This window comes from Blastochloris tepida (genome assembly GCF_003966715.1).
In the GTDB taxonomy this organism is placed as follows: Bacteria; Pseudomonadota; Alphaproteobacteria; order Rhizobiales; family Xanthobacteraceae; genus Blastochloris; species Blastochloris tepida.
Genome location: NZ_AP018907.1, coordinates 1,721,924 through 1,735,469, shown reverse-complemented (window position 1 = coordinate 1,735,469; position 13,546 = coordinate 1,721,924). Strand labels below are relative to the sequence as shown.

General features: G+C 68.8%; 8 protein-coding genes. 5 read left to right on the top strand and 3 right to left on the bottom strand.

Annotated elements, in window-relative coordinates:
• Positions 1-121: 121 nt before the first annotated feature.
• The 3 genes from BLTE_RS07985 to BLTE_RS07975 all read left to right on the top strand — a co-directional run bounded on the left by BLTE_RS07985 (position 122) and on the right by BLTE_RS07975 (position 4,570).
• A complete protein-coding gene (locus BLTE_RS07985) occupies positions 122-1,882 on the top strand; it encodes a type I secretion system permease/ATPase (protein ID WP_126399147.1) in 1,761 nt (586 codons plus the stop codon).
• Positions 1,883-2,021: 139 nt separating this feature from the next.
• Entirely contained in the window at positions 2,022-3,332 is a 1,311-nt protein-coding gene (locus BLTE_RS07980; RefSeq protein WP_126399145.1) for an HlyD family type I secretion periplasmic adaptor subunit, read from the top strand.
• 290 nt (positions 3,333-3,622) lie between these two features.
• A complete protein-coding gene (locus tag BLTE_RS07975; protein WP_160140551.1) occupies positions 3,623-4,570 on the top strand; it encodes a glycoside hydrolase family 191 protein in 948 nt (315 codons plus the stop codon).
• Positions 4,571-4,724: 154 nt separating this feature from the next.
• On the opposite strand, the gene galE is transcribed toward BLTE_RS07975, so the two are convergent.
• The 3 genes from galE to gltX all read right to left on the bottom strand — a co-directional run bounded on the left by galE (position 4,725) and on the right by gltX (position 8,993).
• Positions 4,725-5,714, bottom strand: a complete 990-nt coding sequence (gene galE, locus BLTE_RS07970; RefSeq protein ID WP_126399141.1) for a UDP-glucose 4-epimerase GalE — start codon at positions 5,712-5,714, stop codon at positions 4,725-4,727.
• A 256-nt stretch (positions 5,715-5,970) separates the two neighbouring features.
• Positions 5,971-7,206: a citrate synthase gene (gene gltA, locus BLTE_RS07965; protein ID WP_425290297.1), complete on the bottom strand. Its 1,236-nt coding sequence runs from the start codon at positions 7,204-7,206 to the stop codon at positions 5,971-5,973.
• Positions 7,207-7,556: 350 nt separating this feature from the next.
• Positions 7,557-8,993, bottom strand: coding sequence for a glutamate--tRNA ligase (gene gltX / locus BLTE_RS07960; RefSeq protein WP_126399137.1), 1,437 nt, complete (start codon positions 8,991-8,993; stop codon positions 7,557-7,559).
• Between the two features lie 241 nt (positions 8,994-9,234).
• Between gltX and BLTE_RS07955 the strand changes: the two genes are divergently transcribed.
• Positions 9,235-10,911, top strand: coding sequence for a glutamine--tRNA ligase/YqeY domain fusion protein (locus BLTE_RS07955; protein ID WP_126399135.1), 1,677 nt, complete (start codon positions 9,235-9,237; stop codon positions 10,909-10,911).
• Positions 10,912-11,202: 291 nt separating this feature from the next.
• Entirely contained in the window at positions 11,203-13,437 is a 2,235-nt protein-coding gene (locus tag BLTE_RS07950; RefSeq protein WP_126399133.1) for a ComEC/Rec2 family competence protein, read from the top strand.
• Positions 13,438-13,546 lie beyond the last annotated feature (109 nt).

Sequence of the window (13,546 nt, the reverse complement as noted above, 5' to 3'; positions counted from 1 at the left end):
TTTCTGGTTTGTCGCATTTTCTTTCGCACAACCGGTATCCACTTGTGCGGAAAATGCTCTGGCCGGCAGCGGATGACCCTCTGCCGGTGCCGGCGAAGCCACTCCGACCGAGGAGGCCGTGATGCAGTCCTTTATCGGTGTTCCGTCTTCTGCCGCCGCCAGGGCGGACGCCCATCCGGCCGTCGCCGCTGCCCTCTCGAGCTGCCGCCGCGCCTTCTGGAGCGTCGCGCTGTTCTCGGCGGTCGTGAACCTGTTGATGCTGACCGGCCCGCTCTACATGCTGCAGGTCTACGACCGGGTTCTGGTGAGCCGCAGCGTGCCGACCCTGGTCGCCCTCACGGTGCTGCTGGTCGGGGCCTATGCCTTCCAGGGCATGCTCGACATCATTCGCTCCCGGGTGGTGCTGCGCATCGGCGCGCTGTTCGAGCGGCAGGTCGGCGGCGAGGTTCATGCCGCCGTGGTCCGGCTCGCGGTCGGTGCCGGCCGCTCCGGCGAGGCGCTTCAGCCGGTGCGCGACCTTGACCAGATCCGCGCCTTCATGACCGGCGCCGGGCCGATCGCGATCGTCGATCTGCCCTGGATGCCGATCTTCCTCGGTGTCTGCTTCCTCATTCACCCGGCTCTTGGCCTGCTGTCGCTTGCCGCCGCCGCCATGCTGGTCGGCGCCACCGTGCTCACCGCCCGCAAGACGCGCGAGTTCGGTTCGACGGTGGCACGCGACACCGGCGCCCGGCAGACGCTCGTCGAGGCGACGCGCCGCAATGCCGAAAGCGCGCTCGCCATGGGCATGAGCGAGGATCTCAGGAGCCGCTGGATCAGCGCCAGCCAGACCTACCTCACCGCCATGGGCCGCGCGACCGATGCCGTGTCGTCCTATGGCAGCGTCACCAAGGTGCTGCGGCTGCTGGCGCAGTCGGCGATTCTCGGTCTTGGCGCCTATCTGGTGATCCGGAACGAGTTGAGCGCGGGTGCGATGATCGCGGCGTCGATCATGATGGGGCGCGCGCTGGCGCCGGTCGAATCGGCGATTGCCAACTGGCGCGGCTTTCAGCAGGCGCGCGACTCGGTGCGGCGGCTCAGCCAGGCGCTGGCCCGCACCGCGGTTCCGCGCCCCGCCACCGAGTTGCCGCCACCGGCCCATGAGCTGGCCGTCGAGCAGGTGACGGTCGTTGCGCCCGGCACCGCCCGGCCGATCGTCACCAACATCGCCTTCGCGCTGTCGGCCGGCGACGCGCTCGGCGTGATCGGACCGAGCGGAACGGGCAAGACGTCGCTGGTGCGCACGCTGGTCGGCGTGTGGCCGGCGGCGCGCGGCGTCATCCGTCTCGACGGCGCGGCCCTCGACCAATGGGACATGACACGCCTGGGCCGGCACGTCGGCTATCTGTCGCAGACGGTGGACCTGTTCGACGGCACGGTGGCCGAGAACATCGCCCGCATGGGTCTTGCGCCCGACAGCGCGGCCGTGCTGCGGGCCGCCAAGGCCGCCGGCGCCCACGAGATGATCCTGCATCTGCCGGATGGCTACGACACCCGCATCGGCGATGGCGGCGCAGTGCTGTCGGGCGGACAGCGCCAGCGCGTGGCGCTCGCCCGGGCGCTGTTCGGCGACCCCTTCCTGGTGGTGCTGGACGAGCCGAACTCCAACCTCGACACCGAGGGCGAAGCGGCGCTGCAGGCTGCGATCGGCGACATGCGGGCGCGCGGCCGGATCGTCATCATGGTCGCCCAGCGGCCCTCCATGCTCACCCATTGCAACAAGCTGCTCTATCTCGCCGCCGGCGCGCAGCAGGCGTTCGGCCGCACCGAGGACGTGCTCAATCGCGTCATGGCGAAGGCGGCCGAGCCGGCCGGCACGCCGCCGTTGCGGGTGGTCGGCTAGAGCATTCTCCGCAAAAGTGGGAACCGGTTTTGCGGAAGAGAATTCGATAATTCAATGACTTGGCGTTCATTTCGGTCAACAGGACCGGCGGGACGCCTCAGGGCTCTGGCGGATCAGGACGGGGTCGAGAGTGGACAAGATGTCGGATACGGACACCGGGGATCTGCGCGCGACGATCCGGCGGCTGAACGTCGTCGGCTTCATCGGCATCGCGCTGATGGTTGGCGGCATCGGAAGCTGGGCGGCCACCAGCGAGCTGTCCGGCGCAGTCGTCGGCCCAGGCACGATCGTTGTCGAATCGAACGTCAAGAAGGTCCAGCATCCGAGCGGCGGCGTGGTCGGCGAGATCCTCGTCAAGGACGGCAGCCAGGTCGAGACCGGCCAGCTTCTGATGCGGCTGGACGAGACGGTGACACGGGCGACGCTGGGTGTGGTGCGCTCGCAGCTTGACGAGTTCACCGTGCGTCAGGCCCGCCTTAATGCGGAGAACGAGGACCGCCAGGAGATCGCCTTTCCCGCAAGCCTGCTGGCCCGCAGCGGCGAGCCGGCGGTGACGCTGGCGCTGGAGAGCGAGCGGCGTCTGATGGAATCCCGCCGCGAATCCCGCGAGGGCCAGCGCGCGCAGCTGCGCGAGCGGATCGGCCAGACCAGGGAGGAGATCGCCGGCCTGACCGGCCAGCGCGAGGCCAAGGACAGGGAGCTGGCGCTGATCCGCGAGGAGCTCGCGGGCGTCGGGGAACTCTACAAGAAGAACCTCGTGAGCATTCAGCGGCTGATGCAGCTCCGGCGCGAGGAAACCCGCGTCAGCGGCGAGCGCAACCAGCTCGTCACCGACAGCGCCCGCGCCAAGGCCAAGATCAGCGAGATCGAACTGCAGATCCTGCAGCTCGATCAGGATTTCCGCACCCAGGTGCTGCGCGAACTGCGTGAGGTCCAGGGCAAGATCGCCGAACTGACCGAGCGCGTCGCCGCCGCCGAGGACATGCTGAAGCGCGTCGAGATCCGGGCGCCGCAGCGCGGCGTGGTCTATCAGATGTCCGTCCATACGGTGGGTGGCGTCGTCAGCCCGGGCGAGACGCTCATGCTGATCGTGCCGCGCGCGGACGAACTGGTGGTCGAGGCGAGGATCGCCCCGTCCGACATCGACCAAGTGTCCATCGCGTCCGCCACGCTGGTGCGCATCCTGGCCGGCAACCAGCGCACCACGCCCCAGCTTCAGGGCGAGGTGACCTGGGTCGCCGCCGACCTGACGAAGGACCAGCAGACCGGCCAGAGCCACTATCTCGTCCGCGTCACGCTGCCTGCATCCGAGGTGGCGAAGCTCGGAGAGCTGAAGCTGGTGCCGGGCATGCCCGCCGAGGTGTTCGTGCAGACCGGCGAGCGCACGGCGCTGCAGTATCTGATGAAACCATTGCACGAGCAGATCGCCCGGACGTTCATCGAACGGTGACGGGAGCGCCGGCCCCGGCGATGGCGTTCACCGCCGGCCGGGGCGGCATCCTTGCGGGATGGCAGGGTAGCAGGCCCAAAATCGTTCGCCCCCGTCGGGCATACGAACCGGCAGGATGCTCCAGGTTCTTGACGAGCCGCCCGCGTTCGGCAAAACCAGGAACCACTTCTACGGGAAACGCGCGTGCGTGCGTCCTCCACCCGGGCGGTGCCGATGCGGAACTCGATGAGTTGCATATGAAGCCACTGACTGCACCGCCCCGGCGCCATGGCCCGGAAGGGGCCGCGGACGTGGGACGCCTGGACTGGGGCCGCCGTGCCCTGCTGTCGGGCGGGCTCTTGGCGTTGCTCGGGCTGCCGCGTGCGGCGGCGGCCAGTCCGCCGGCGATGGGGGCCGAGCCCAAGGAGCTGCTGACGACGGTCCGTGCCTGGGGCGCCCAGTACCGGAACGTCGATGTGGCGGCGATCGCCGAGTCCGATCTCGATCTGATCGTTGTCGATCCGAGGCCGAAGGACACCGAGCAGGCCTTCATCAGCCGCAGCGCGTGCGACCGGCTGCGCGTCAAGCCCGACGGCCGGCGCCGGCTGGCGTTCGCCCGTCTCTGTGTCGGCGAGGCCAACGTCACTCGCTGGTATTGGCCGCAGGCTTGGCGGGATACGCCGCCGGCGTGGGCCGAGCGCGTTCATCCCACCCGGCCGGGGGTCCGCCAGGTCGAGTTCTGGCAGCCGGACTGGCAGTCGCTGGTGTTCTCCGGCGACGCCTCCATCCTCGATCTCATTCTCGAGGCGGGTTTCGACGGCGTGGTGCTCGACCATGTCGACGCGTTCATGGACTGGCCCGAGCGCCCGACTGCGCAGGACGACATGGTCACCCTGGCGACCCGTCTGGCCGAGAAGGCGCGGCGCGTCCGCCCCGGCTTCCTGCTGATGGCGCAGAACGCCGAGAGCCTGATGACCCGGCCGGATTATCTGGCGTTGATCGACGCCCACAACAAGGAAAGCCTGCTCACCGGGCTGGAGGGCTATGGCCGCTACAACATGCCCGAGGACGTGGCCTGGAGCATGTCCTATCTGCGTCAGGCAGCGGATGCCGGCGTGCGGATGTTTGCCACCGAATACCTGACCGAGCCGGCCACCATCGATCGCGTCCGCCGGCAGCTTCGCGCCTGGAACTTCGTTCCGTTCTTCGCCAGCCCGGCGCTCGACCGTCTTCCGTCGTCCGAAGAGAAGGGGGGATGATACGGTTTCCGGCCTGCAGGGCCGGAGAATCGTATGCCGTTCGCCGAAAATCCCCTTTTCGAACAAGGATTTTCGGCGAGATCGTTTCCGGGATCTCGAAGGGATCGTCCGGAAACCGAGTGACCGGACCCGCGCACCGTGACGGCGCCACCGATCACCCCGCGCGGCGCGCCGCCAGGGTGCGTTCCCAGGCCAGCGCCTGACCGACGATGGCGGTGAGGTCGTCGAACTTCGGCCGCCAGCCGATCTCGGCGCGGATGCGATCGGCACCGGCGACGATCGCCGCCGGGTCGCCCGGCCGCCGCGGCCCCAGCGTCACCGGGAAATCGACGCCCGAGACCCGCTTCACCGTCTCGATCACCTCCAGCACCGAATAGCCGCGGCCATAGCCGCAGTTCAGCGTCAGATTGGCGCCGCCTTTGCGCAGATGGCGCAGCGCGTCGAGATGGGCGGCGGCGAGGTCGCTGACCTGGATGTAGTCGCGCACGCCGGTACCGTCGGGGGTCGGAAAATCGGTGCCGAACACCGAAACCCCCGGCCGCAGCCCCAGTACCGCCTCGCAGCACACCTTGATGAGGTGGGTGGCGTTCGGCGTCGACTGCCCCGAGCGGCCGTCCGGATCGGCGCCGGCGACGTTGAAATAGCGCAGCACGACATAAGCGAGGCCGTGGGCCTTCGCCGTGTCGGCGAGCATCAGCTCGCTCATCAGCTTGGAGGTTCCGTAGGGCGATTCCGGGTGCGGCCGGGCGTCCTCGGTCACCGGATTGTGCTCGGGCGTGCCGTAGACCGCCGCGGTCGAGGAGAAGATGACGTGCTTCACCCCGGCGGCCACGGCGGCGGCGAACAGCGCCCGCGTCTTCACCGTGTTGGCGAGGTAATAGCCCAGCGGGTCGGCGACCGACTCCGGCACCACGATCTTGGCGGCGAAATGGGCGATGGACTCGATGCCGCGCGCCTTCACGATGCGCTCGACCAGGTCCTGGTCCGACACGTCGCCGACGATCAGCTCGGCCGCGGGATGGACCGCCCAGCGGAAGCCGTTGGACAGATTGTCCAGCACCACGACCTTCTCGCCGGCATCGACAAGCGCCAGCACCATGTGGCTGCCGATATAGCCGGCGCCGCCCGTCACCAGAACCGTCATGCCGTCCTCCCTCCGCATCGGGGTCGCAACTACAGCACCGATGTTAGCGAAATCCCAACGTCAGGTGACAAATGCAAGACGGACCTTGTGTAACGCAGACCTTGTGCAGCACAGACCCTGTGCAAGACGAACTTTGTGCAGGAAGGACCTTGCCCCGGTCGGCCGCGCGAACAAGGTCTGTTGCGCCCGCATCCGCAATGAAAACGGGGCGCGGAGCGCCCCGTTCGAAACCGATGGAGGAACCGACCCCGGACGCTCAGCGCCGCCGGGCGATCTGCACGTAATCGCGCCGCGGCGCACCGGTGTAGAACTGGCGCGGACGGCCGATCTTCTGCTGCGGGTCCTCGATCATCTCCTTCCACTGGGCGATCCAGCCCACCGTGCGCGCCAGCGCGAACAGCACGGTGAACATCGAGGTCGGGAAGCCCATCGCCTTCAGCGTGATGCCCGAATAGAAGTCGATATTCGGATAGAGCTTCTTCTCGACGAAATAGTCGTCGTGCAGGGCGATCCGTTCCAGCTCCAGGGCGACGTCGAGCAGCGGGTCGTGCTTGATGCCGAGCTCGCCCAGCACCTCGTGGCAGGTGCGCTGCATGATCTTCGCGCGCGGATCGTAGTTCTTATAGACCCGGTGGCCGAAGCCCATCAGCCGGAACGGGTCGTTCTTGTCCTTGGCGCGCTTGATGTATTCGGGGATGCGGCTGACCGAGCCGATCTCGTTGAGCATCTTCAGCGCCGCCTCATTGGCGCCGCCGTGCGCCGGCCCCCACAGGCAGGCGATGCCTGCAGCGATGCAGGCGAACGGGTTGGCGCCCGACGAGCCGGCGAGCCGCACCGTCGAGGTCGAGGCGTTCTGCTCGTGGTCGGCGTGCAGGATGAAGATGCGATCCATGGCCCTGGCCAAGATCGGGTTGACCTTATAGTCCTCCGCCGGAACCGCGAAACACATCCGCAGGAAATTGGAGGAATAGTCGAGGTCGTTCTTGGGATATACGAAGGGCTGGCCGATCGTATATTTGTAGGCCATGGCCGCGATCGTCGGCATCTTGGCGATCATGCGGATCGAGGCGACCATCCGCTGGTGCGGATCGGAGATGTCGATCGAGTCGTGATAGAACGCCGACAGCGCGCCGACGCAGCCGACCATCACCGCCATCGGATGGGCGTCGCGGCGGAAGCCCTGGTAGAATCGAGCCATCTGCTCGTGCACCATGGTGTGGCGCGTGACGCGATAGTCGAAATCGGTCTTCTGCGCCGCGGTCGGCAGCTCGCCGTAGAGCAGCAGGTAGCAGGTTTCCAGGAAGTCGCCGTGCTCGGCGAGCTGCTCGATCGGGTAGCCGCGATAGAGCAGCACGCCCTCGTCGCCGTCGATATAGGTGATCTTGGATTCGCAGGCCGCCGTCGAGGTGAAGCCGGGATCGTAGGTGAACATCCCGGTCTGGCCGTAGAGCTTGCTGATATCGACGACCGAAGGCCCGATGCTCCCGGGCATCACCGGGAACTTCCAGGTCTTGTCGCCGACCGAAAACGTGCCGGTGTTGGTCTCAGTGGTCTTGGCGTCCATGGAACAGCCTTTCGCGAGTCAATTCATGCGGCGGCCGATGGTTTCCGCCGGGACGAGAACATCTCAAACTCTCGCGCGTCCGCCTCGACCGGCCGGCGCAGCGATCTCGCGCGAATGTCGCGCGGTCTCCGTCTCGCGCCGAGACCGACTTTCGAACAAGCCGAGCCTTGAGCGAGAGGCTTCACGCATATCGACGCTGTGTTCCCAACTGGCAGCGCTAAAGCATTTGTCCAGTCGCCGCAACCGAGTTGCCGTACGGGGAGCCGGGGCGCGTGCCGTCAGGCTTCGGCCGCGACGTGGCCCTGGTCGCGCATGCGGCCGACGCTCTCGGTCCGGCCGAGCACCACCAGCACGTCGAAAATGCCGGGCGACGTGGTCTTGCCGGTCAATGCGGCGCGCAGCGGCTGCGCCACCTGACCAAGCTTGAGGCCGGCATCCTCGGCGTGCGCCCGCACCGTCTGCTCCAGCGCTTCGGCCGACCACGGCTCCACCGCCTCGAACGCGTCGGCGAGTTTGGCGAGCAGCGCGCGGGCCTCGGGCGTCAGCAGCGCCTTCGCCTTGTCGTCGATCGGGATCGGCCGCTCGGCCAGCACGAACGCCGCACCGGTGATGAGGTCGATCAGCGTCTTGGCGCGATCCTTCAGCCCCGGCATCGCCGCCAGCAGTTTCGCGCGCAACGGCTCGTCCAGCTTCGCCGCCACCTCCGGCCCGCCCGGCAGATAGGGCAGGGCGTCTTCCAGCGCCGCCAGCAGCTCGGCATCGGCGGTGTTGCGCATGTAGTGGCCGTTCAGGCTCTCCAGCTTGGCGAAGTCGAAGCGCGCCGCCGAGCGGCCGATGCGCGCAACATCGAACGCCGCGATCATCTCCTCGGTGGAGAAGATCTCCTGGTCGCCATGGCTCCAGCCGAGGCGGACGAGATAGTTTCGCAGCGCCGCCGGCAGATAGCCCATGGCGCGGTAGGCATCGACGCCGAGCGCGCCATGGCGCTTGGAGAGCTTCGCGCCGTCCGGCCCGTGGATCAGCGGAATGTGCGCGAACGCCGGCACCGACCAGCCCATGGCGTCATAGATGTGCTTCTGGCGGGCGGCGTTGGTGAGGTGGTCGTCGCCGCGGATGACGTGGGTCACCGCCATGTCGTGATCGTCGACCACCACCGCCAGCATATAGGTGGGCGTGCCGTCCGAGCGCAGCAGCACGAGGTCGTCGAGATCCTTGTTCTGCCAGGCGACGCGGCCCTGCACGAGATCCTCGATCACCGTCTCGCCGTCGAGCGGCGCCTTGAGCCGGATCACCGGCTTGACGCCTTCCGGGGCCTCGGCCGGGTCGCGGTCGCGCCAGCGGCCGTCATAGAGCTTGGATCGCCCCTCGCGCCGGGCGGTCTCGCGCATCTCGGCCAGCTCCTCGGGGCTGGCATAGCAGCGATAGGCGCGGCCGGCGGCGAGCAGCGCCTCGGCCACCTCGCGGTGGCGCTGGGCGCGGGCGAACTGGTAGATCGTCTCGCCGTCCCAATCGATGCCGAGCCAGGACAGGCCGTCGAGAATGGCGTCGATGGCGGCCTGGGTCGAGCGTTCCCGGTCGGTGTCCTCGATCCTGAGCAGCATCCGGCCGCCCTTGGCGCGGGCATAGAGCCAGTTGAACAGCGCGGTGCGTGCTCCGCCGATGTGCAGAAAGCCGGTGGGCGAGGGGGCAAAGCGGGTGACGACGGGTTCGCTCATGTCGGCCGGATCGAGAGGGAGGGCAAAATCAACGGGATGATGATCGGCGCCCCTTTAGCACGATGGGGCCGGCTGTCACGGCTTTTCCCGTGCGGCCCTCCGGCCGTCCGGGCCGCATTGGCGGTCTGCCGGGGCACCGCCTTGGCGCGGCCTTGCGAATTTGGCACACCACACGCATTGCGATTTGAATGCGACGCCCACATGAACACCCCTGAGGCGGTCGACAACGGAGTTCGCCAGCATGACAGCCCTTGAGACCAGCACGGCGGAGGCCGGACGCGACTTCATCCGCGACATCGTCCAGGCCGATCTCGACGCCGACCGGCACAAGACGGTGGTCACGCGCTTCCCGCCGGAGCCCAACGGCTATCTCCACATCGGCCACGCCAAGTCGATCTGCCTGAATTTCGGCATCGCGAACGAGTTCGGCGGCCGCTGCCACCTGCGCTTCGATGACACCAACCCGACCAAGGAAGAGCAGGAATACATCGACGCCATCAAGCGCGACGTGCATTGGCTGGGCTTCGACTGGGGCGAGAACCTCTATCATGCCTCCGATTATTTCGAGCAGCTTTACGAGTGGGCGGAATACCTGATCAAGGCCGGCAAGGCCTATGTCGACGACCAGTCGCCCGACGAGATGCGCGAGGCCCGCGGCACGCTGACCGAGCCGGGCAAGGACAGTCCGTTCCGCAACCGCTCGGTCGAGGAGAACCTCGACCTGTTCCGCCGCATGCGCTCAGGCGAATTCCCCAATGGCGCCCGCGTGCTGCGCGCCAAGATAGACATGGCGGCGGGCAACATCAATCTGCGCGACCCGGTGCTCTACCGCATCCTCCACGCCGTCCACCCGCGCACCGGCACCGAGTGGTGCATCTATCCCAGCTACGACTTCGCCCACGGCCAGTCGGACGCCATCGAGCACATCACCCACTCGATCTGCACGCTGGAATTCGAGGATCACCGGCCGCTCTACGACTGGTTCATCGACAATCTGCCGGTGCCCTCCAAGCCGCACCAGTACGAGTTCGCCCGGCTGAACCTCACCTACACCGTGCTGTCGAAGCGGGTGCTGACCACGCTGGTGCGCGACGGCCATGTGAAGGGCTGGGACGACCCGCGCATGCCGACGCTGGCCGGGCTCGCCCGCCGCGGCGTGCCGGCGGAGGCGCTGCGCGAGTTCGTCCGCCGCATCGGCGTGGCCAAGGCCAATTCCACCGTCGATGTCGCGATGTTCGACCATGCGGTGCGCGAGGTGCTCAACGCCAAGGCGGAACGCCGCATGGCGGTGCTGAAGCCGCTGAAGATCGTGATCGAGAATTACCCGGACGGGCAGGCCGACGAATTCGAAGCGGCGAACCACCCCGACAATGAGGCCGCCGGCCGCCGCACCCTGCGCTTCGGCCGCGAGCTCTATGTCGAGCGCGACGACTTCATGGAGACCCCGTCCAAGGGCTTCTACCGCCTGTCGCCGGGCAAGGAGGTGCGGCTGCGCTACGCCTATCTCGTCACCTGCCGCGAGGCGGTCAAGGACGCCTCGGGCGAGGTGGTGGAGCTGCGCTGCACCTATGATCCGGCCTCCAAGGGCGGCAACGCGCCGGACGGCCGCAAGGTCAAGGCGACGCTGCACTGGGTGAACGCGGCGGATGCGGTGGAGGCCGAGGTGCGGCTCTACAATCCGCTGTTCGCGACCCCCGAGCCCAACGCCGCCAACTTCGCCGCCGACCTCAACCCGGACTCGCTGGAGATCGTCGCTGGTGCCAAACTGGAGCCCTCGCTGGCCGAGGGCGGCGTCGAGCCGGTGCAGTTCGAGCGCCTGGGCTATTTCGTCCGCGACAAGGATTCGACGCCCGGCCGCCCGGTGTTCAACCGCACCATCGGCCTGCGCGACACGTGGGCCAAGGTGAGCGGGGCCTGAGCCCCGTTTGGGCCAAGGTGAGCGGGGCGTAGGCCCGTTTGGGGCAAAGCGAGCGGGCCTGGTCTGCAATCCGCCTGTCGTCCCGGACGGCGCGCAGCGCCGAGCCGGGACCGTCGGCAGAAAGGCGACCTTCCTTGTGCGTCCGTGCCCTGTGGCGCCTCACAGGATGATGGTGCGCAAAAACTCCCTGGCCTCTTCGCCCAGGCTGTCCTGCCGCTGCGGAGTGTGTAGCATGGCGCGGGCGGCCTGACCGGAAACCGAGCGTTCCGCCGCCCGGACCTTCGGGGCGCCATGGCGGGCGGGCAGCGGACAGGGGTGCGGGTGGCGGTGATCGGCCGCGCCCGCGCGCTCGCCGCCGGCTATCGGCCCCTCTCGGGAGCCGCCAGCCTGCTGGCGCCGCTCGCCGCCTGGGCCCGGCGCGAACGCGAGGCGGCCCGCGGCCCGCTGTGGCTGCCGGTCGTCTTCGCCATCGGCATCCTGGTCTACTTCGCCGCCGAGACCGAGCCCTCGCTCATCGCCGCGCTGCTGACGGCGCTGACCTTCACGGCGCTGGCCATCGCCGCCCGCGCCCATCCGCTCGGCTTTCCGCTCGCGGTCGCGGCCGCGGCCTTCGCGGCGGGCTTTGCCGCCGCCAGCCTGCGCACCGCGCTGATCGCCCATCCGGTGCTGGCCCGTCCGCTGGTCGCCACCGTCTCCGGCTTCGTCGCCGACCGCGACCAGCGCGAGAAGTCGGACCGCGTCATCCTGCACGTCACGAGCATCACCCCGGCGCAGGAGGCGATGCCGACGCGCCTGCGCATCGTGCTTCGGCCGGGCGCGGCCCCGCCGGTCGGCAGCCATATTTCGGTGCGCGCGCGGCTGAATCCGCCGGCCGGCCCGGCCCGGCCGGGCGCCTGGGATTTCGAGCGCGATTTGTGGTTCGCCGGCATCGGCGGCACCGGGCTCGCCTTCGGCGCGGTGCAGATGATACCGGCGGCATCGCCGCCGCCCTGGCGCATCGCCGTCTGGCAGATGGCCCAAGGGATCCGCGAGGGCATCGGCCAGCGCATCCGTGCCATCGTGCCGGGCGACGCCGGCGCCATCGCCGTGGCGCTGGTGACCGGCGAGCGCGACGCCATCGCCGAGGCCACCAATGAGAGCCTGCGGGTGTCCGGCCTCTACCACATCATCTCCATCTCAGGCCTGCACATGGCGGTGGTGGTCGGCACCGTGCTGGTATTGGTGCGCGGCACGCTGGCGCTGGTGCCGGGGCTGGCGCTGCGCCGGCCGATCAAGAAATGGGCGGTCCTGGCGGCGCTGGGCGTTGCCGCGTTCTATTGGCTGCTGTCGGGTGCGGAGGTCGCCACCACGCGCTCCTTCCTGATGGCCGGGCTGGTGCTGGCCGGCGTGCTGGCCGACCGTGCCGCAATCAGCCTGCGCACCTTGGCCGCCGCCGCGCTGGTGGTGATGGCGGTGATGCCGGAAAGCGTGCTCAATCCCGGCTTCCAGATGTCGTTCGCGGCCACGCTGGCGCTGGTGGCCTTCTACGAGCACTGGGCGCCGAACCGCCGCTTCGCCGAGGGCGCCCGTGTGCAGCGGCTCGGTCGGGCGTTGTGGATCGGCGCGGCCGGCCTAGCGCTCGCCTCGCTCGCAGCGGGGCTCGCCACCTCAGCCTTCACCGCCTTCCATTTCCACCGCCTGTCGCCCTACGGCCTCCTCGCCAATCTGGCCTCGACGCCGGTGATCTCGGGTCTGGTGATGCCGGCGGCGCTCGGCGGGGTGCTGATGATGCCGTTCGGCTTCGACCGGCCGTTCTGGGTGCTGATGGGCTGGGGCATCGAGCGCACGCTCGACATCTCCGCCTTCGTCGCCGCATTGCCGGGAGCGGATTCGCGGCTTCCCGCCTTCGGCGAGGGGCCGCTGCTGCTCGCCGCGGCGGCCCTGCTGGTCGGGCTGCTGCTGGTCAGCCCGCTGCGGCTTGCTGCGCTGCCGGCGGCAGCCCTGGCGTTGCTTCTGGCCGTGGGGTCGCCCGACCGCCCGGACGTGCTGGTCGACGCCACCGGCCGGCTGGTGGCGGTGCGCGGCGCGGACGGCCGGCTGTCGATCCTCGGTGCGTCGGCCGACCGTTTCGCCGTCCGCACCTGGCTTGCCGCCGATGGCGACCACCGGCTGCCGGCCGATCCCAAACTCGCCGCCGGCTTCGCCTGCGACAAGGAGGGGGGCGTCGCACAGCTCGCGGACGGCACCGCCATTGCCGTGCCGAAGACCCTCGCGGCGCTGGAGGAGGACTGCGCGAAGGCGGCGCTGGTGGTGACGCGCCACGCCACGCCGATGCCGTGCGCCGCGATGCGGATCGACCCCGCCCGACGCGCCGCGAACGGCGCCCTCGCCATCACCCGCGCGGGCGACGGCTGGCGGATCGAGCCGGCCCGCGACGCCACCCGCACCCGGCCCTGGATGGTGCAGGCCGCGCCCGAACCGTCCGCAAAGCCGTCGCAGCGCGACACTGCATCTGAGCCGCCGCCGGACGAGGAGACGGCCGACTGACCGAACGTGCAGCAGGTCGGCCGAGACCCGTTAGAGCGACCGCCGATCTGATTGGATCAAACGGACGCTCCAAACTTTTTGATTATCGCATTTTCGCTGACGCGGCCCT

What these genes read in the sequence shown, in the direction of transcription:
- galE (WP_126399141.1), bottom strand. Translation starts at nt 5,714, where the DNA reads ATGACGGTTCTGGTGACGGGCGGCGCCGGCTATATCGGCAGCCACATG.
- BLTE_RS07980 (WP_126399145.1), top strand. Translation starts at nt 2,022, where the DNA reads ATGTCGGATACGGACACCGGGGATCTGCGCGCGACGATCCGGCGGCTG.
- gltX (WP_126399137.1), bottom strand. Translation starts at nt 8,993, where the DNA reads ATGAGCGAACCCGTCGTCACCCGCTTTGCCCCCTCGCCCACCGGCTTT.
- BLTE_RS07950 (WP_126399133.1), top strand. Translation starts at nt 11,203, where the DNA reads ATGGCGGGCGGGCAGCGGACAGGGGTGCGGGTGGCGGTGATCGGCCGC.
- BLTE_RS07985 (WP_126399147.1), top strand. Translation starts at nt 122, where the DNA reads ATGCAGTCCTTTATCGGTGTTCCGTCTTCTGCCGCCGCCAGGGCGGAC.
- BLTE_RS07955 (WP_126399135.1), top strand. Translation starts at nt 9,235, where the DNA reads ATGACAGCCCTTGAGACCAGCACGGCGGAGGCCGGACGCGACTTCATC.
- gltA (WP_425290297.1), bottom strand. Translation starts at nt 7,206, where the DNA reads ATGCCCGGGAGCATCGGGCCTTCGGTCGTCGATATCAGCAAGCTCTAC.